At 69.7% G+C, this 17962-nt stretch carries 18 protein-coding genes; 8 read left to right on the forward strand and 10 right to left on the reverse strand.

What is annotated here, in order from left to right; all coding sequences use genetic code 11:
• Positions 1-77 precede the first annotated feature (77 nt).
• Positions 78-1295: an MFS transporter gene (locus H0I39_RS15415; protein ID WP_180551073.1), complete on the reverse strand. Its 1218-nt coding sequence runs from the start codon at positions 1293-1295 to the stop codon at positions 78-80.
• Between the two features lie 119 nt (positions 1296-1414).
• Between H0I39_RS15415 and H0I39_RS15420 the strand changes: the two genes are divergently transcribed.
• The 4 genes from H0I39_RS15420 (at position 1415) to H0I39_RS15435 (ending at position 6232) form a co-directional block, all read left to right on the forward strand.
• Complete coding sequence (locus tag H0I39_RS15420; RefSeq protein ID WP_257645825.1) at positions 1415-2560, forward strand: LysR family transcriptional regulator; 1146 nt, start codon at positions 1415-1417, stop codon at positions 2558-2560.
• A 66-nt stretch (positions 2561-2626) separates the two neighbouring features.
• Positions 2627-4087 (forward strand): DUF2868 domain-containing protein, encoded by a 1461-nt coding sequence (locus tag H0I39_RS15425; RefSeq protein ID WP_180551074.1) that lies wholly within the window; start codon positions 2627-2629, stop codon positions 4085-4087.
• Positions 4088-4249: 162 nt separating this feature from the next.
• Entirely contained in the window at positions 4250-5644 is a 1395-nt protein-coding gene (locus H0I39_RS15430) for a GTPase/DUF3482 domain-containing protein (RefSeq protein ID WP_180551075.1), read from the forward strand.
• Positions 5645-5911: 267 nt separating this feature from the next.
• Complete coding sequence (locus H0I39_RS15435) at positions 5912-6232, forward strand: hypothetical protein (RefSeq protein ID WP_180551076.1); 321 nt, start codon at positions 5912-5914, stop codon at positions 6230-6232.
• Between the two features lie 158 nt (positions 6233-6390).
• Here the strand turns inward: H0I39_RS15435 and gltS are convergent, their stop codons facing one another.
• The 6 genes from gltS to H0I39_RS15470 all read right to left on the reverse strand — a co-directional run bounded on the left by gltS (position 6391) and on the right by H0I39_RS15470 (position 11131).
• On the reverse strand, positions 6391-7668 hold the full coding sequence (gltS, locus tag H0I39_RS15440; RefSeq protein WP_180551077.1) for a sodium/glutamate symporter: 1278 nt from the start codon (positions 7666-7668) through the stop codon (positions 6391-6393).
• Positions 7669-7713: 45 nt separating this feature from the next.
• Entirely contained in the window at positions 7714-9045 is a 1332-nt protein-coding gene (locus H0I39_RS22465) for a GNAT family N-acetyltransferase (RefSeq protein ID WP_257645826.1), read from the reverse strand.
• Positions 9046-9051: 6 nt separating this feature from the next.
• A complete protein-coding gene (locus H0I39_RS15455; RefSeq protein ID WP_180551078.1) occupies positions 9052-9477 on the reverse strand; it encodes an energy transducer TonB in 426 nt (141 codons plus the stop codon).
• 462 nt (positions 9478-9939) lie between these two features.
• On the reverse strand, positions 9940-10437 hold the full coding sequence (locus H0I39_RS15460) for a fibronectin type III domain-containing protein (protein WP_180551079.1): 498 nt from the start codon (positions 10435-10437) through the stop codon (positions 9940-9942).
• Positions 10422-10847 carry a hypothetical protein gene (locus H0I39_RS15465; protein WP_180551080.1) on the reverse strand — a complete coding sequence of 142 codons (426 nt, stop codon included), beginning with the start codon at positions 10845-10847 and terminating at the stop codon, positions 10422-10424. The genes H0I39_RS15460 and H0I39_RS15465 overlap by 16 nt, the downstream gene beginning before the upstream one ends.
• Entirely contained in the window at positions 10814-11131 is a 318-nt protein-coding gene (locus tag H0I39_RS15470; RefSeq protein ID WP_180551081.1) for a hypothetical protein, read from the reverse strand. Before H0I39_RS15470 ends, H0I39_RS15465 begins: the two co-directional genes overlap by 34 nt.
• Positions 11132-11410: 279 nt before the next feature.
• Between H0I39_RS15470 and H0I39_RS15475 the strand changes: the two genes are divergently transcribed.
• The 4 genes from H0I39_RS15475 (at position 11411) to H0I39_RS15490 (ending at position 16874) form a co-directional block, all read left to right on the forward strand.
• Positions 11411-13075, forward strand: coding sequence for an NAD+ synthase (locus H0I39_RS15475; RefSeq protein ID WP_180551082.1), 1665 nt, complete (start codon positions 11411-11413; stop codon positions 13073-13075).
• 17 nt (positions 13076-13092) lie between these two features.
• Positions 13093-13431: a P-II family nitrogen regulator gene (locus H0I39_RS15480; protein ID WP_180551083.1), complete on the forward strand. Its 339-nt coding sequence runs from the start codon at positions 13093-13095 to the stop codon at positions 13429-13431.
• Between the two features lie 270 nt (positions 13432-13701).
• On the forward strand, positions 13702-14922 hold the full coding sequence (locus tag H0I39_RS15485) for an ABC transporter substrate-binding protein (protein ID WP_180551084.1): 1221 nt from the start codon (positions 13702-13704) through the stop codon (positions 14920-14922).
• Positions 14923-15173: 251 nt separating this feature from the next.
• Positions 15174-16874, forward strand: a complete 1701-nt coding sequence (locus H0I39_RS15490) for a long-chain fatty acid--CoA ligase (RefSeq protein WP_180551085.1) — start codon at positions 15174-15176, stop codon at positions 16872-16874.
• Between the two features lie 52 nt (positions 16875-16926).
• Here H0I39_RS15490 and H0I39_RS15495 read toward each other — a convergent pair whose 3' ends face one another.
• The 3 genes from H0I39_RS15495 to H0I39_RS15505 all read right to left on the reverse strand — a co-directional run bounded on the left by H0I39_RS15495 (position 16927) and on the right by H0I39_RS15505 (position 17852).
• Positions 16927-17064, reverse strand: a complete 138-nt coding sequence (locus tag H0I39_RS15495; RefSeq protein WP_180551086.1) for a DUF3149 domain-containing protein — start codon at positions 17062-17064, stop codon at positions 16927-16929.
• Positions 17065-17154: 90 nt separating this feature from the next.
• A complete protein-coding gene (locus H0I39_RS15500; protein ID WP_180551087.1) occupies positions 17155-17394 on the reverse strand; it encodes a DUF502 domain-containing protein in 240 nt (79 codons plus the stop codon).
• Entirely contained in the window at positions 17379-17852 is a 474-nt protein-coding gene (locus H0I39_RS15505) for a DUF502 domain-containing protein (RefSeq protein WP_180551088.1), read from the reverse strand. The genes H0I39_RS15500 and H0I39_RS15505 overlap by 16 nt, the downstream gene beginning before the upstream one ends.
• Positions 17853-17962: the final 110 nt, after the last annotated feature.

The following is a 17962-nucleotide window of genomic DNA, read 5'->3' on the forward strand; positions in this document are numbered from 1 at the left end:
TTGATTTCAAGAAAAAACATCTGAAATCGTTTATTGGCAAGCGCAAGAAGCTATCTTATTGATATCAGGCGCAGCATTCACGCCCCCGCCACCTGCCGCACCCGCGCCTCGCGGATCGGCAGGTTCAGCACCGCCGCCAGCAGCGCCAGCGCGATGTCGGCCCACCACATCCACGTGTAGTCGCCGAACTGCGTGATCGCCAGCCCGCCCAGCCACGCGCCCAGAAAGCCGCCGATCTGGTGCGTCAGCAGCGTCAGCCCGAACAGCGTGCCCAGGTAGCGCACCCCGAACAGCTTGGCGCACAGCCCGGCCGTGGGCGGCACCGTGGCCAGCCAGGTCAGCCCCAGGCCGACGGCGAAGACGTAGAACACCCACGCCTCGCGCGGCATCGCCAGGTACCACACGATCAGCACCGCGCGGCTGGCGTACATCAGCGCCAGAATCATCTTGCTGCGGTACTGGCTCACCAGATGCCCCACCGCCAGGCTGCCCACGATGTTGGCCAGCCCGATCAGCGCCAGCGACCAGCTGGCCACCGACGGCGGCAGCCCGCACAGGTCCACCTCGGTCGGCAGGTGCGTGACCAGGAACGCGATGTGAAAGCCGCAGGTGAAGAAGCCCGCGTGCAGCAGCAAGTAGCTGCGGTCGCCCAGCGCCGTCTTCAGCGCCGTGCGCAGGCCGCCGTCGGCGTTGCCGGCCGCGGCGGTGGTGTGCGGCGTGCTGCCCTTGGTCACGCGGCCCACCAGCGGCAGCGCCAGCAGCGTCATGGCCGCCAGCGAATACATGGCCCCCATCCAGCCCATCAGCTGGATCAGCTTCTGCAGCAGCGGCGCGAAGATGAACTGCCCCAGCGAACCGCCCGCGTTGATCACGCCCGACGCTGCGCCGCGCGCCTCGGCCGGCATGCGCTGCGCCGCCGCGCCGATCAGCACCGAGAAGCTGCCCGCACCCGCGCCCATGGCCGAGACCAGCCCGATGGCGAAGGTCAGCCCCCAGGCGCTGGTCATGAACGGCGTGATGGCGCTGCCGATGGCCAGCAGCACGATGCCCGCCAGCAGCACCGGCCGCGGCCCCCAGCGGTCGGCCGCCGCGCCGGCCAGCGGCTGCACCGCGCCCCAGGCGAACTGCCCTACCGCCAGCGCAAAGCTGATGGCCACGATGCCCAGCCCCGTGGAGGTGTTCAGCGGCCCCACGAACAGCCCCAGCGACTGGCGCGCGCCCATGGTCACCATCAGGATGCCGGCCGCCGCCAGCGTGATGCCCATCACGCCGGGGCCTTTGAGTGTCTTGAACATGTTGGAAGTCGGTGGGTGCGCGCGCCGCCCATGCGGCGCACGGAGACGGCGATCATAGTGCCCACATCGGGTGCCAATGGCTCGATAATCATGGCCAATATGTCAACGAATCATTGACAATGAAGCGCCTTCCAGCCTCGCGCGTGCGCGGTTCCGGCCCGCCCACCGGTCTGGCCGCCATGGACCGGCCCATGCCCTGGCTGCCCGCGTGGCAGGCCTTCGTCAGGGTGGTCGAGGCCGGCAGCATGGCCGGCGCCGCGCGCCTGCTGGGCTGCACGCGCGCCCAGGTCAGTCGGCAGGTGGCCGAGCTGGAGGCCGCCTTTGGCGCCACCCTGCTGGAGCGCAGCACGCGCCGCCTGGCGCTGACGCCGGCGGGGCAGGTGTTTCACCAGCACGCACTGGCCGCGCTGGAGAGCGTGGCCGCCACGCATCTGGCCGTGGGCAACCTGGGCGGTGAGCCGCACGGCGTGCTGCGCGTCAGCGCCACCCACACCTTCGGCCGCCTGTACGTGGCGCCGCTGCTGCCGCGCCTGGCCGCGCAGCACCCGCGCCTGACCTGCGAACTGATCCTGACCGACCAGCTGGTCGACCTGGAGGCCGGCGGCATCGACCTGGCCCTGCGCATGACCCGCACCCCGCCGCAGGACGCCGTGGCGCGGCGGCTCGCCAGCCTCACGCGCGGCATCTACGCCGCGCCGGATTACCTGCGCGCGCACGGCGTGCCCGCCAGCGCGGCCGAGCTGAACCGCCACCAGACGCTGAGCTACCTGATGACCGAGGACCATCGCTGGTACCTGCTGACGCCGGACGGCGACGAACTGGTACACGCCGCCACGGCGCGCGTGCGCTTCAACAGCGGCGACTGCCTGCTCGACGCCGCGCTGGCCGGCCAGGGCCTGGCCATCCTGCCCAGCTACCTGGCCGTGCCGCACCTGGCCGCCGGCCGCCTGCAGCGCGTGCTGCCCGAGCTGGAACCCAACACCCCTTCGGCCGCCACCTGTACGCCTGCTACACCCCCAGCCGCCGCCGTACGCCCAAGGTGCGCGCGCTGCTGGAGATGCTGGTGGCCGAGTTCGAGCCCGTGCCGCCGTGGGAGCGCTGAGCCGGGGGCGTGGCGGCGGCGGGGTCTTGTGTCGTGCCTCAGAGCAATCGCCTGCGATCAGCAACAAGTCTCCCGGGCGAGCCCGCTCCCACAAGCGGTTTCTGAAACTTCCTGGGCATCAAGGAAAATCGGGCTTCAGCGCATGCTGCATAAGCGCAGGTAGCTATTGATAGCGTAGCAATTCGCGCCCATCCAGATCGCGCCCATCGCCCGCCGATAATCGCCAGCGTTGCCCCCGCACCGCATGACCGACGCCGCCGCCCCCACCGCCGACCGCACGCCACTGGCCACCGCCGTGGTGCTGGAGGCCGTGCAGCGCATCGAGGCCGCCGGCCTGCTGGACGACCAGGCCGCGCTGCAGCAGGCCTTCCGCACCCGGCCCACGCGCGCCGCGCAGGTGGCCGAGCGCGGCTGGCTGCTGGGCCAGCGCCTGGGCCTGCCGGCCGAGCTGGCGCGCTGGCGCCACCTGGGCTGGTGGGTGGTGGCAGCGCTCGCCGTGGCGATGGCCTTTACGGGCCTGGGCACGGCGCGCGCCGTGCTGGGCGAGGGGCGCAGCATCAACGCCGTGGCGGCCTTCGTCAGCCTGCTGGGGCTGCATGCCGTGATGCTGGCGGTGTGGCTGCTCGGGCTGCTGTTCACGCAAGGCCGCTGGGCCGGCCCGTCGCTGGGGCGGCTGGCGCTGTGGCTGACGGCGCGCCTGCCGCTGGACCGCGGGCCGCACGCCCTGACCATGCTGCAAGCCGTCACCGCCGTGCTGCAGCGCCAGCGCCTGCTGGCCTGGCTGACCGGCGCGCTGAGCCACGGAATCTGGACGCTGGCCTTCCTCATCATGCTGGCGGTGCTGGCCTTCGGCTTCGCCTTTCACGCCTACACGCTGACGTGGGAGACCACGATCCTCAGCGCCACGTTCTTCCAGCGCTTCGTGCACGTCACCGGCGCGCTGCCGGCGCTGCTGGGCTTTCCGGTGCCGGATGCGGCTGCGGTGCAGACGGTGGGCAACGCAGGCGTGCGCGCCTGGGTCGACGCCACCAGCCAGCGCGAATGGGCCTGGTGGCTGATGGGCTGCGTGGTGGTGTACGGCCTGCTGCCGCGCCTGGGGTTGATGGTGCTGAGCCTGCTGCGCTGGCGTGCCGGCGCGCGGCGGCTGGGCGCCGTGGACATGGCCGACCTGTACGTGCGCCGCATCGTCGCGCGGCTGGACGCGCTGGAGCCGCCGCCCCAAGTCATCGACCCCGAGCACCGCGCCACCGATCTGGACCAACCCACGCCTTCCAGCGCGCCGCCGGGTGCGCCGGGCTCGCTGGCCGTGGTTGGCTTCGAGCTGCCACCCGAGATGGCCTGGCCCATCGACGGCCTGCCCACCGGCACGCTGCCGCCCGAGCGCATCGCCGGCAGCGCGCGCGAGCGGCAGGCGGTCACCACGCGGCTGGCGCAGGCGCGGCCCGAATCGCTGCTGCTGGTGGTGCACGCCACGGCCAGCCCCGACCGCGGCACCGCGCGCTTCGTGCGCGAGGCGGCGGCGCAGGCCGGGCGGACGGCGCTGTTGCTGGCGGGCGAGGGTGGCGCAGCGCTGCCAGAGGCGGCGGTGCAGCGCTGGCGTGCGTGGCTGGATGCAGAGGGTTTCGAGGCCCTGGCGCCCGTGGAATCTGCGCAGGCAGCTATGGATTGGGCAGCGAGTTCGCATGACTGAATTGGGCGACTGCTTCTCATGCCCGAGCCCTGTCGCATGGCTCGAAACTCCCTCGCCCCTCCGGGGAGAGGGTGGGGGTGAGGGCTGGCGCGCCTATCGCCGCCGTCGTTCACCCTCACCCCGACCCTCTCCCGCCAGCGGGAGAGGGGTAATTCCATGACCATGACTGAGCCGCTCCGCATCGCCATCGTCGGCCACACCAACGCCGGCAAGACCTCGCTGCTGCGCACGCTGACGCGCCAGGTGGATTTCGGCGAGGTGTCCGACCGCCCCGGCAGCACGCGCCACGCCGAGGCCATTGACCTGCGCCTGGACGGTGCCGTGGCCGTGCGCTTCATCGACACGCCGGGGCTGGAGGATTCGGTCGCGCTGCTTGAATACCTGAACACGCTGGAGGCCGATTCGCGCCCCGAGCGCGTGCGCGCCTTCCTGCGCGGCCCCGAGGCCAGCCGCAGCTTCGAGCAGGAGGCCAAGGTGCTGCGCGCGCTGATCGAACAGGCCGACGCGGCCATGATCGTGATCGACACGCGCGAGCCGGTGCTGCCCAAGTACCGCGCCGAGATCGAGATCCTGAGCTGGTGCGCCAAGCCCATCATGCCGGTGCTGAACTTCGTGCGCTACCTGAACACGCGGCTGGACGACTGGCACCAGGTGCTGCTGGAAAGCGGCCTGCACGCGCGGGTCGAGTTCGACGTGGTGGCGCCGTTCAACGGCTCCGAGCGCCAGCTCTACAGCGACCTGGCCACGCTGCTGCCGGCGCGGCGCCAGCAGCTGAACGGCATCGTCGACGCGCTGACGCTGCAGGCGCGTGAGCGGCGCCTGGCCGCCTGCCGCGTGGTGGCGTCCACGCTGATCGACGTGGCCGCCATGCGGCGCGCGCTGCCGGCCGAGGAATTTGAAGACGAAGTGCGCCAGAAGGCCTTCGTGCGTGCCTTCCAGGACGACGTGCGGCGCCACGCGCGGCGCGCCGTCGACGAGCTGCTGGCCGTGTTCGCCTTTCGCCCCGACGACGCCGAGCTGGCCGAGATGCCGCAGCTGGGCGGCCGCTGGGAGGATGATCTGTTCAACCCCGAGCTGCTGAAAGAAGCCGGCAAGCGCCTGGGCCTGGGCGCCATGATCGGCGCGGGGCTGGGCGTGGTGGCCGACGTGGCCATGGCCGGCCTGTCGCTGGGCGCCGCCACCACGCTGGGCGCCACCATTGGCGGCGCGGCCAGCGGCGGCTGGCGGCCGCTGTGGCGCAAGCTCGAGAACCGCCTGGCCGGCGTGCAGGAGCTGACGGTGGAAGATCCGGTGCTGCTGCTGCTGGCCGACCACCTGCTGGACCTGGCCCGCGCGCTGGAGCAGCGCGGCCATGCCGCGCAGGACAAGCTGCGCGTGACCGACGAGCGCGTGGACGAAGGGCTGCGCGGCGTGGTGCGGGCGCTGGGCACGGCGCGCGGCCACCCCGAGTGGGAGCGCGGCGACGGCCGCCGCGCGGCCGGCAGCACCGACCGGCAGGCGCTCGAATCCGAAGTGGCGCGCGAGTTGGACCAGCGCTTCGAGGTTGCCGCGGCCTGATGCCGTTTCAACAATGACGAATGACCGCGGCTGGCGCCGCATGACCCATGACGAATGGCCTCTTTGTCATTGAAGCGCAGCGAAGTCATTTGTCATTCGTCATTCTTGAAAGCGAATTGGTAGGCGCGCTGGCCGATGTGGGCTGGGCGATACACCCTGTGCCGCCGGCTGCACGCATGCCGCCGCCTGTCGGCGCCGTCCGCTTGACAAGCGCGCCCAGCGCGGCAGACTCAAGGGCACATCTGTAAGCAAGTGCAAAATAACGCCATGAAAAAGACCGCCACCTTCGTTTCCGCCCTGCTGCTGGCCGCCGGCGCGCAGGCCGCCTGCTACACGGTGATGGGGCCCAAGGGCCAGATCCTGTCGGAGACCTCGACCCCGCCGGTCGACATGTCGTACCAGCTGCACCAGACCGTGCCTTACAAGTACGGCAAGGGCGCCACCATGGTGTTCGGCATTGCCGATGCCAACTGCGGCCCCGACGCCGACCCGTATTACGACCTCAAGCCCACGCAGGTGGTGTACCGCGAAGGCCGCGCCCAGCGCGTGCGCGCGGGCCAGCGGGCACCGCGCCGCGACCGCGAGTAAGGCACGGCACGCGCGCCGCATCCCGCACCAGGCAAGCCGGGGGCCAGCAAGAGCCCCGGCTTTTTCATCGCCTGCGCCATATACTCCCCATACACATGGCTCGCAGCGCCCGCTGGACAAGCGCTGAAGACACATACTCCCCAATTCAGGCCATCGCCTCACTGCAGGAACGGCAGCTGCGTAAAGAACTGCAGCACCGCCGCGTTCACCAGATCGACGAAGAACGCGCCCACCATCGGCACGATCAAAAAGGCCTTGTACGACGCGCCATAGCGGTCGGTGATGGCCTGCATGTTGGCAATCGCCGTGGGCGTGGCGCCCATGCCGAAGCCGCAGTGCCCGGCGGCCAGCACGGCCGAGTCGTAGTCGCTGCCCATCACCTTGAAGGTCACGAAGGCGGCGTACAGCATCATCACGCCGACCTGCGCGAACAGGATCACCATCACCGGCAGCGCCAGGTCGGTCAGCTCCCACAGCCGCAGCGACAGCAGCGCCATGGCCAGAAACAGCGACAGCGAGGCGTTGCCGAACACGTCGATGGCGCGGTCGAACATGTCGAAGTTGAAGAAGTGCGTGAGCACGTTGCGGATCACCACGCCGCCGCCCAGCGCCCACACGAAGGTCGGCAGCTCGAACACCGTGCCCTTGGCCACCGTGGTCATCACGCCGGCAAAGGCCATGCAGGCGGCAAACAAGGCCAGCGTCTCGATGGTGGACGAGGCGGTGATCAGCCGGATCTCGTCCGGCTTGTCGAACATGGCGGCGTCGGGTTCGTCGCCGGCCTCGGTGTGGCGCGTGCTGTACAGCGACTGCGCCGCGGCCACGGCCTCCACCTCGGTCTGCCGCGTGGGCGGGGCCAGCTTGCTGTGGCCAATGCGCTTGATCAGGTGCTTGGCCACCGGCCCGCCGATCAGCCCGCCCGCCACCAGGCCGAAGGTGGCCGTGGCGATGCCCAGCGTGGTGGCGCCGGTGATGCCGTACTTGCTCTCCAGCACCGGCCCCCAGGCGCCGGCCGTGCCGTGGCCGCCGGTGAGCGTGATGGAGCCGGTGACCAGCCCGATCAGCGGATCGAGCCCCAGCGCCGCCGCCAGGCCCACGCCCACCGTGTTCTGCACCACGATGAACACGGCCACCACCATCAAGAACACCGCCAGCGGCTTGCCGCCGGCCCTCAGGCGCGTGAAGTCGGCGCTGAGGCCGATGGACGAGAAGAACATCAGCATGAAAGCCGTCTGCAACTGTGTCTGGAACTTGAAGGTGAGCCCGAAGAACACGTTGAGCAGGAACACGATGACGCCCGCCACCAGCCCGCCCGCCACCGGCTCGGGGATGTTGAAGTCCGACAGGAACCTGACCTTGACCACCAGAAAGCGGCCCAGCAGCAGCACCAGGGTGGCCAGGATCATGGTGTAGTAGCCGTTCAGTTCGATTTCCATGCCGATGTCCTTTCTTGCTTTTCGGGTTCTCAGGCGCCGCGGCGGTCAGCGCCTGAAGGGTGATCGATTTTCCAGATGTTCCATGTAGCCGTCGATACCCTCGGCTTCGCGCGCCAGAAAGCGCCCCACCGCGTCGGCGAAGGCCGGGTGCGCCAGCCAGTGGTGGCTGGCCGTGGGCACCGGCATCAGCGCACGCGCCATCTTGTGCTCGCCCTGCGCGCCGCCCTCGAAGCGCGCCACGCCGTGGCGGATGCACCAGTCGATCGGCTGGTAGTAGCAGGCCTCGAAATGCAGGCAGTCCACGCGCTCCAGCGCGCCCCAGTAGCGGCCGTAGGCGATGGGGGCAGCGGGCGCGGCGGCCAAGGCGGGTGGGGCGGGCGGCGGCGTGCCCGCGCCGGTCGCCGGCGCTTCATGCTGTTCGTTCGCGGCTTCCGCCGCTCCTACCCGGCCCGGGGCCGCGCCATCCTTGTAGGAGCGGCGGAAGCCGCGAAAATCAGCTCCCATTGCGCCCCCAGCGCCCGCCGAATCAGCGCCAACAGCTATCAAACTGGAAGCAATCGGCGCCCCCTCGCGTTCGGCGATGAACAACACCCACGCATCGGCCATGTCGCGCGCCATGGCGTCGAAGAAGGCCGGCGTCAGGTACGGCGCGTTGCCGTGCTCCAGGTAGGTGCGCTCGTAGCAGCGATAGAAGAAGGCCCAGTCCGCCGGCGCGATGTCGGCGCCGCGCGCCCAGTGAAAGCGCACGCCCGCCTCGGCCACCTTGCGCCGCTCCTGGCGGATCTTCTTGCGCTTGTCCTGCGACAGCGAGGCGAGGAAGTCGTCGAAGCTGGTGAAGGGGCGCGCCTCGGCCGGGTGGCGGTTCTTCCAGTGAAACTGCACCTGCTGGCGCTGCATCAGGCCCGCGGCCTCGCACGCCGCGTGGTCGGCCGCATCGCCATACAGCACGTGCAGCGACGACAGCCCTTGCGCCTCGCACCAGTCCACCAGCGCCCGCACCAGCGCCGCGCGCGTTGCCGCATCGCGCGCCAGCAGGCGGCTGCCCGGCACCGGCGTGAACGGCACCGCCACCAGCGCCTTGGGGTAGTAGCGCAGGCCGTGCTCGGCATAGGCGTTGGCCCAGGCCCAGTCGAACACGTATTCGCCATACGAATGCGCCTTGACGTACAGCGGGCAGGCGGCGGCCAGTTCGGCGCCGTCCCACAGCAGCAAGAAGCGCGGCGCCCAGCCCGTGCCCGGCACCGCGCTGCCGCTGTCGTGCAGGGCGGCCAGGTAGGCGTGGCGGATGAAGGGCGTGGGCGTGGCCTGGGTGGCCAGCAGCGCGTTCCATGAATCGGCGTCGATCCGCCGCGGGTCGTCCACCCACTGCACGCGCATCGTGGCTTACTCCAGGTCGAAGTGAAACGGCAGCACGGCGGTGGCGGGCGCGTAGTTGCCCACTACCGGCGGCAGCGTGCAGCGGCGCGCGATGGCCAGCGCGGCGCGTTCCAGCGCCAGCGTGGCGGCACGGCGCTGCGCGGCTGGCGGGTCGGGATCGCGCTCGGAATGGATGGTCAACTGCGAAGGCTCGACCAACCGCGCCTGCGTCACGTGGCCCTGCAGATCGACCGTGAGCTGCACGCGCACCTGGCCCTGCAGGCCGATGCGCATGGCGGTGGCCGGATACCGCACAGGCGGGCAGGTCTGCGATGCCATGGGCCGCGGCTCGGGTGGCGGTGGCTCGGGCGTGGGCGGCGTCTGGCAGGCCGCGAGCACGGCGGCGGCCAGCGCCACCAGGCCGAAGTGTGGGTGGGGTGCCAGGCGATGCATGGCCGCCAGCTTACCCCGGCGGGCCGGCCATCCCGTGCGGCCATGACAGCCCTGACCTGAGCGAGGGCAGGGTGCTGCGCGTCAGCAGCCCGAACGCGCGGGTGCACGGCCATCGATGCAACGGCACGGCCAGCTCCGGTCCATGGGCTCGTTCACATTCCAGATGAAAGCTGCCATATCTCGTCATTCCGGCGCAAAGCCTGCCCCGTACCGCGACACGCAGCCGCAATCCAGACGGCATGTGCGGAGCAACATGGATCCCGGCCTTCGCCGCAATGACGGTGATTGACGCATTGCATTGGAAATGGAATCACCCCTGCGCGGCACGCTGGGGGCCGAGCACTGCGGCGGGTTCGTCGTGCGTGTGTCCGCACCGCATGGCGCCCAGGCCGTGCGGCTTCCAGACTCCAGCGTACCGCCGGGCAGGGTGCCGCCAGGGCGCCCTGCGCTCGCAGCCGCCGCTCAGCCCCGGCGCAGGCGCCGCGCGCCCAGCCCGGCGGCGGCCAGGCCCAGCAGCATCAAGCCCCATTGCCACAGCGTGGGCACGGCGGTCACGGCCGCAACCGGGGCAGCCTGCGGCGTGACGGCCACGGGGGCTGATGCAGCGCCCGTGCCCACGGCGTTGACGGCGGCCACGGTGCAGTCGTAGGTGGTGCCGTTGGTCAGGCCGGCAACCACGATGGGGCTGGCCGCGCCGGTGGCGGTGACGGCGGTGCCGCCGCCCTGCGGGGTGCAGCTGGCCTGGTAGCCGGTGATGGGGCTGCCGCCGGTGTCGGCGGGTGCGGTGAAGGCCAGGCTGGCCTGGGTGGGCGCTGCGGTGGCGGTCACGCCCGTGGGCGCGGCCGGCACGGTGGCCATCGGTGTCACCGCCGCCGGCGCCGAAGGCACGCTGCCGCCGGCGGCGTAGAGCGTGGTCACGGTGCAGTCGTAGAGGGTGCCGTTGGTCAGGCCGGGAACCACGATGGGGCTGCCGGCGCCATTGGCGCTGACGGCGGTGCCGCCGCCCTGCGGGGTGCAGCTGGCCTGGTAGCCCGTGACCGGGTTTGCCGCATCGGGCGGGGTGGCGTGAAGGCCACGGTGGCCTGGGCATTGCCGGCCGTGGCGGTCACGCCGGTGGGCGGCAGGTTGAAGCTGATGTCGAGGTTGTCCATGGCGAAGTGCACCCAGCCCACCCCGCCCCCAGTCGGATAGCCGTGGCTTGTGCCGCCCGCCGCTGACATGTTCACGCGGTCGATCTGGCTCAGGTTCAAGGTCACCAGCGTGGGGGCGGTGGCCGACAGCGTGTGCGTGGTGGTCGACACCGCCGCGCCTTCACGGTAGGCGACGATGGTGACAATCAGGTCGTCGTTCCACGCGCCCGTGAGGTACACGCTATTGAAGTTGAACTTGGTGCCGCCGGGGGCGGTGACGGTGAATTCGGCGGGGAAACCGCCCCGTTGTACGCCACATGGCTGCCCGAGACGCGGCCGGCGTTGTAGCCGGAGTTGCCGTCCCACGCCGTTGCACCATCAATGCAGTCGAAATTGCTCCAGTTCAGCCCGGCGTAGCCGTTGGGGATGAGCGTGCCCCAAGCACTGCAGGTCAGATCATCAAACGTGATGACGGCGGCCTGCGCCCCAGCGGGTGCGGCGGCCAGGCCCAGCGCCAGGCCCAAGGGCGCCAGCGCCGCGAGCGCGCGGCCCCAAAGCCCTTTCAGGCGAACAACGGTTGACGGCTGACGACTGACGGCTGACGGCTGACGGCTGACGGCTGACGGCTGACGGCTGACGGCTGACGGCTGACGGCTGACGGGTGCATGTAGGCGTCCTCGAATGACAGAGCGGGCCAATGTAACATTTTGCAATCCAACCGGCAAGGCCGGCCAGCCTGCTCGGCCGGCCCATGGGTGGCCGCCCGGTTACGATGCGGGCCATTGTTGTTGCCCCAGCCCGCCATGACCTTGCAGATCGCCGTCGCCCAGCTCAATTTCGTCGTCGGCGACATGCCGGGCAACGCGCAGAAGATCATCGACGCGGCCAGAACGGCCTACGCCCAGGGCGCGCGCCTGCTGCTGACGCCCGAGCTGTCGATCTGCGCCTACATCTGCGAAGACCTGTTCCTGCGCCCCTCGTTCATCGCCGCCTGCGACGAGGCGGTGAAGACGGTGGCGCGCGAAACCGCGGGGCTGACCGACATGGCCATCGTGGTCGGCCACCCGGTGGGCAAGGGCCAGCGCGGCAAGAGCATCACCGTGAGCCAGCGCACCAACTCGGCCAGCGTGATCCGCGATGGCCGCGTGATCGAGACCTATGCCAAGCGCCTGCTGCCCAACTACCAGGTGTTCGACGAGCGTCGCTACTTCGTGCCGGGGCAGGGCACCTGCGTGTTTCAGGCCGGCGGCGTGAGCGTGGGCCTGCTGATCTGCGAGGACGCGTGGTTCGACGAGCCGGCGCAACTGGCGAAAGAGGCGGGGGCCGAGCTGCTGGCCGTGATCAACGCCTCGCCCTTCCACGTCGGCAAGGGCTACGAGCGCGAGGCGATGATGATCGAGCGCGTGAAGGCCGTGGGCCTGCCGCTGGTGTATGCGCACCTGGTGGGCGGGCAGGACGAGGTGGTGTTCGAAGGCCACTCGTTCGCCGTCGGCCCCGATGCGCAACTGGCCGGCCGCGCCCCGAGTTTTGAAGAAAAACTGTGGTTTGTGCAGGCGCAGCGGGCGCCGGCAGCTATTGAATTGAAAGCATCCAAGGCGCCCGCGCGCGACCACGACGCCGACCTGTGGGATGCGCTGGTGATGGGCCTGCGCGACTACATGGGCAAGAACGGCTTCAGGACGGCGGCGCTGGGCCTGTCGGGCGGCATCGATTCGGCGCTGGTGCTGGCCCTGGCGGTGGACGCGCTGGGCGCGGGCAACGTGCACGCGGTGATGATGCCCAGCCCCTACACGGCCGGCATCAGCGTGGAGGACGCGCGCGAGATGGCGCGGCGCGTGGGCGTGCACTATGCCGAGATCTCGATCCGGCCCGAGTTCGAGAGCTTCAAGGCGTCGCTTCAGCCGCTGTTTGCCGGCAAGCCCGAGGACACGACCGAGGAGAACATCCAGGCGCGCATCCGCGGCGTGATGCTGATGGCGCTGTCGAACAAGCACGGCCACCTGGTGCTGGCCTGCGGCAACAAGAGCGAATACGCCGTGGGCTACAGCACGCTGTACGGCGACATGTGCGGCGGCTTCGCGCCGATCAAGGACGTGGTGAAGACGGCGGTGTTCCGCCTGGCGCGCTGGCGCAACGCGCACAACCCCTTCGGCACGGTGGCCAACCCGATCCCCGAGCGCATCATCACCCGCCCGCCCAGCGCCGAGCTGCGCGAGGGCCAGACCGACCAGGACAGCCTGCCGCCCTACGAGGTGCTGGACGCGATCATCGAGCGCTACATGGAGAACGACCTGGGCGTGGCCGAGCTGGTGGCCGAGGGCTTCCGGCCCGAGGACGTGGAGCTGGTCACGCGTCTGATCAAGATCAATGAATACAAACGCCGCCAGTCGGCCGAGGGCACGCGCGTGACGCACCGCGGATTCGGCAAGGACTGGCGTTATCCTATGACCAACAGATTCCGAGCCTAGGATTTCAGGAGCAACGCATGAAGCAGATCACCGCCATCATCAAACCCTTCAAGCTGGAGGAAGTGCGCGAGGGGCTGGCCGACGTCGGCGTCACCGGCCTCACCGTGACCGAAGTCAAGGGTTTCGGCCGCCAGAAGGGCCACACCGAGCTGTACCGCGGCGCCGAGTACGTGGTCGACTTCCTGCCCAAGGTGATGATCGAGGTGGTGGTGGGCGACGGCGACGTGGACCGCTGCGTCGAGGCCATCGTCAAGGCCGCGCGCACCGGCAAGATCGGCGACGGCAAGATCTTCGTCACTCCGGTCGAGCGCGTGGTGCGCATCCGCACCGGCGAAGAGGACGACGCGGCGATCTGATCCGCGCCCCCACGCGCCGCCCGCCGGCGGCGCAGCGTCACCGCAAGGGTTCGCTCTGGCTTGGCCGGCGAACCCTTTTGCTTTGGGGTGGCGCCCGGCCGTGGCGGGCTGGCGCCGAAGCGGGCCAGCGTGATTTATTTGACGCGCCGCCGTGGTGCGACCGCGACTTTGCGTCATCTTGGCGTCAGGATTTGAGAACCAATTTCCTAGAATGCTGTGCATACACAGGATGTAACCTGAACTTTTTTGTACAGAAGCAGTGGGATTGTGATGCGCAAGGGTTTCGAGAAGTTGTCGCGCCGCCAGGTGTTGGCGCGCGGTGTGTCGGTGGTCGGGGCCGCCTCGGGCGTGCTGGGGGCGGGCCATGTGCTGGCGCAGGCGGCGCCGGCGGCCGCGCCGGCCAGGTTCAAGGTGGGCCTGATGCTGCCCTACAGCGGCACCTACGCCAAGCTGGGCGAGGCCATCGAGAACGGCATGCGCATGGCCGTGGCCGAGAAGGGCGGGCGCCTGGCCGGGCGCGAGGTGGAGTGGATCAAGCTGGACGACGAATCCGAACCCAAGAAGGCCGATGCCAACGCGCGCCGCCTGGTGCAGCAGGACAAGGTGGATGTCATCGTCGGCACCGTGCACTCGGGCGTGCAGATGGCGATCCAGAAGGTGGTGGCCGAGAGCGGCACGCTCAGCATCATCCCCAACGCCGGCGTGCACGCGGTGACGCGCAACGCCTGCCTGCCCAACGTGTTCCGCACCTCGTTCACGATGGGGCAGCCCACGGTGGCGCTGGGCCAGGCCATGATCGAGCGCAAGGCGCGCCGCGCCGTGTGGGTCACGTGGGACTATCCGGCCGGCGCCGACTCGCTGGAGGGCTTCCGCGAGGGCTACGTCAAGGCCGGCGGCAGCATCGTGAAGGAGCTGAAGGTGCCGTTCCCCAGCACCGACTTCAGCGCCGTGCTGGCCGAGATCGCGCAGCTCAAGCCCGACGCCGTTGCCTGCTTCTTCGCCGGCGGCGGTGCGGTCAAGTTCATGCAGGACTACGAGAAGGCCGGGTTGCGCCACCGCATTCCGCTGTACGGCTCGGGCTTTCTGACCGAGGGCGTGCTGGGCGACACCGGCACCGCGGCCGAAGGCATCTTGACCACGCTGCACTACAGCAACCTGCTGCCGTCGGTGCGCAATGGCGAGTTCCGCTACACCTATTCGCGCACCTTCCGCAGCGAGCCCGACGTGTACGCCATGCAGGGCTACGACAGCGGCCTGCTGCTGCGCCAAGGCCTGGAGGCGGTACAGGGCGACACGGGCAAGCGCGAGCAGCTCTACGGTGCCATGGAGGCGGCCGTCATCGACAGCCCGCGCGGCCAGTGGCGCATGGGCAAGGCGCACAACCCGGTGCAGGACATCTACCTGCGCACCGTGGCCAACGGCGAGAACCGCATCATCGGCGTGGCCGCCAAGGCGCTGGAGGATTCGGGTGCCGGCTGCAAGCTGGCCTGATGGCTCCGCGGCTTGCTTTTGATTCGATAGCTGCCGGCGCTTGACTGGCGCCGGCTGAAGGCCGAAAGGCTTGAAAAAGCGCCTGAACCCCGGTGGGGCAGGCGCTTTTTCATGGCGCTTCGGCAGGGCCCTGCGCGCCTGCGTGCGCTGGCTGGCGCGTGCCCGCGTCGCCGCCGCGACAAAGCAGCGTATCGCCCCCGCGGTGCCCGCGCTAGGATTGAATCCACAGATTCAAAGGAGACCTTTCGCCCATGCGCCCGCACCACAAGTTCTGGCCGCCCCGCCTGCCGCACGCCATCACCCCGCCCGCCACCTCGCTGTGGCAGAACCTGGCCATCAGCGCGCTGCGCTACCCCGACAAGCCGGCCATCGTGTTCTTCGGCACGGTGATGACCTGGGCGCAGCTGAAGGCCGCCGCCGAGCGCCTGGCGGCCTACCTGCAATCGCTGGGTGTGCAAAAGGGCGACCGTGTGGTGCTGAACATGCAGAACTCGCCGCAGCTGGTGGTGGCGCACTTCGCCATCCTGCGCGCCGACGCGGTGGTGGTGCCGGTGAACCCGATGAACCGCGCCGAGGAGCTGAAGCACTACATCACCGACCCGGACGCCAAGGTGGCCATCACCACCGCCGACCTGGCCGGCGAGCTGGCCCGCGCCAGCGACGCGCTGCCCGAAGGCCAGCGCCTGCAGCACCTGATCGTCACCCAGTTCACCGACGCCTTCGACGGCAACGTGGAAGGCAACGACGCCCCGCCCGAAACCTGGCGCGACTGGCTGCTGACGCACCACGCGCTGCCGGCGCTGGCCGGCGGCCAGGTGCATGCGTGGAAGGATGCGCTGGCCTTCGACGGCCCGCTGGCCGAGGCCACCGCCGGCCCGCAGGACCTGAGCGTGCTGCCCTACACCAGCGGCACCACCGGCCTGCCCAAGGGCTGCATGCACACGCACGCCTCGATCATGCACAACGCCGTGGCCTGCGCGCTGTGGAGCGTGGCCACCGCCGAAACCGTGGGCCTGGTGGTGGTGCCGATGTTCCACATCACCGGCATGGTGGCGGTGATGCACGCCTCGGTGTATGCGGGTGCCACCATGATCCTGATGCCGCGCTGGGACCGCGAACTGGCCGGGCGCCTGATCTCGCGCTGGAAGGTGACCAACTTCACCAACATCCCCACCATGATCATCGACCTGCTGGCCAGCCCCAACTTCGCCAGCTTCGACCTGACCAGCCTGAAGACCATCAGCGGCGGCGGTGCGGCCATGCCGCAGGCGGTGGCGCAGCGCCTGTTCGACGCCTACGGCCTGCGCTACGCCGAGGGCTACGGCCTGACCGAGACCGCCGCGCCTTCGCACCAGAACCCGGTGGACCACACCAAGCAGCAGTGCCTGGGTATCCCGTTCATGAGCACCGACGCGCGCGTGGTCGACCCGGAAACTCTGAAGGAAGTGCCGCAGGGCGAGCAGGGCGAGATCGTGATCCACGGGCCGGAAGTGTTCCAGGGCTACTGGAAGCGGCCCGAGGCCACCGAGGCCGCGTTCTTCGAGCTGGACGGCAAGCGCTTCTTCCGCTCGGGCGACCTGGGCCGGGTGGACGAGGACGGCTACTTCTTCATCACCGACCGCCTCAAGCGCATGATCAACGCCAGCGGCTTCAAGGTGTGGCCGGCCGAGGTGGAGGCGCTGATGTTCAAGCACCCGGCGATCCAGGAGGCCTGCATCATCGCCACCAAGGACGCTTATCGCGGCGAATCGGTGAAGGCGGTGGTGGTGCTGCGGCCCAGCCACCAGGGCCAGGTGAGCGAGCAGGAGATCATCGACTGGTGCCGCGACCACATGGCGGTGTACAAGGTGCCACGCGTGGTGGAGTTTGCCGACGCACTGCCCAAGAGCGGCTCGGGCAAGGTGATGTGGCGCAGCCTGCAGGAGGCCGAGGCGAAGACTGGCGTGATGTAGTTTTGATAGCTGCCAGCGCAGACCCAGATTGCGCTGGCGGCCCAAAAGCTGCTTACTGGTCGCGCGGCGGCTCGGACGCCTTGCGGATGAAGAAACGCACGAACCAGATCCCCATGAAGATCATGAAGATGATGCCGGCGATGCTCATGAGGCCATAGTCGGTGCCGAAGAGGTCTTGCCAGAGTTTCATCGTTGTTTTCCTTTCAAGCGAATAGCCATGCGGCGAGTGTGGCCTGTATGGTACCGGCGTGTCTTGATCCGGCTCAATGTTCGCAGCGGGTCAGGGGCTATGTGCTGCGGCGCGGGGCCGCGTGCCGCCCAGGTATTCGCCGGCCGTGACACCCATCGACACGTAGATGCTGGTCACGCCCTCGATGCCCACGTCGGCCGGCACCACCCAGGCCGCCGGCACGAACAGCAGGCCACCGCCCACCGGCACCGGCGCTGTGGGCACCAGCACGCCGTGAAACGGCTGGCCGCCCAGCATCACCGGCGCTTGCGTGGTCAGCAGGCCCAGCACCACCGTGCTGCTGGCGGCCTCGCCCTCGGCCGGGGGCCGCCGAAGTACAGCCACACCGGGCTCATCGACTTCAGGCCCTCGTCCTTCGGCGTGCTGAGCAGGCCCACCAGCCGGTGCGCCACGTCGTACACCGTGCGCACCACCGGAATGCGCTGCATCAGCGCCTTGACCATGCGGTCGAGCCCGCGCTGCAGACCGGCCTCGACCAGCAGGCCGGTGCCGTACACCAGCGTCAGCAGCAGCAGCACGCCCATCAGGTAACCCAGCAGCGGCGAATGGGCCGCCACGCCCAGGCCGATGCGCGTTAGCAGCGTGCCGAAGGTGCTGCCCGGCCCGAGCCACTGCGCCACCAGCTGCAGGGCCCAGAACAGCAGCACCAGCGTCGCCGTCAGCGGCAGCAGCGCCAGCATGCCGGTGAGCAGCGGGCGCAGCGGGTGGAAGCGGGGGCGTGTGGTCATGGTCGGGCGCCATTGTGCCCGCGTCACCTGCGCGGTGGCGATGTTGGCGTTCAGGGCCTCAGCACCTATAGCTGAACCGATGGCCGCGGAGCAGGCCATGCGGGAACGCC

Source organism: Ottowia beijingensis, from assembly GCF_013423955.1.
In the GTDB taxonomy this organism is placed as follows: domain Bacteria; phylum Pseudomonadota; class Gammaproteobacteria; order Burkholderiales; family Burkholderiaceae_C; genus Ottowia; species Ottowia beijingensis.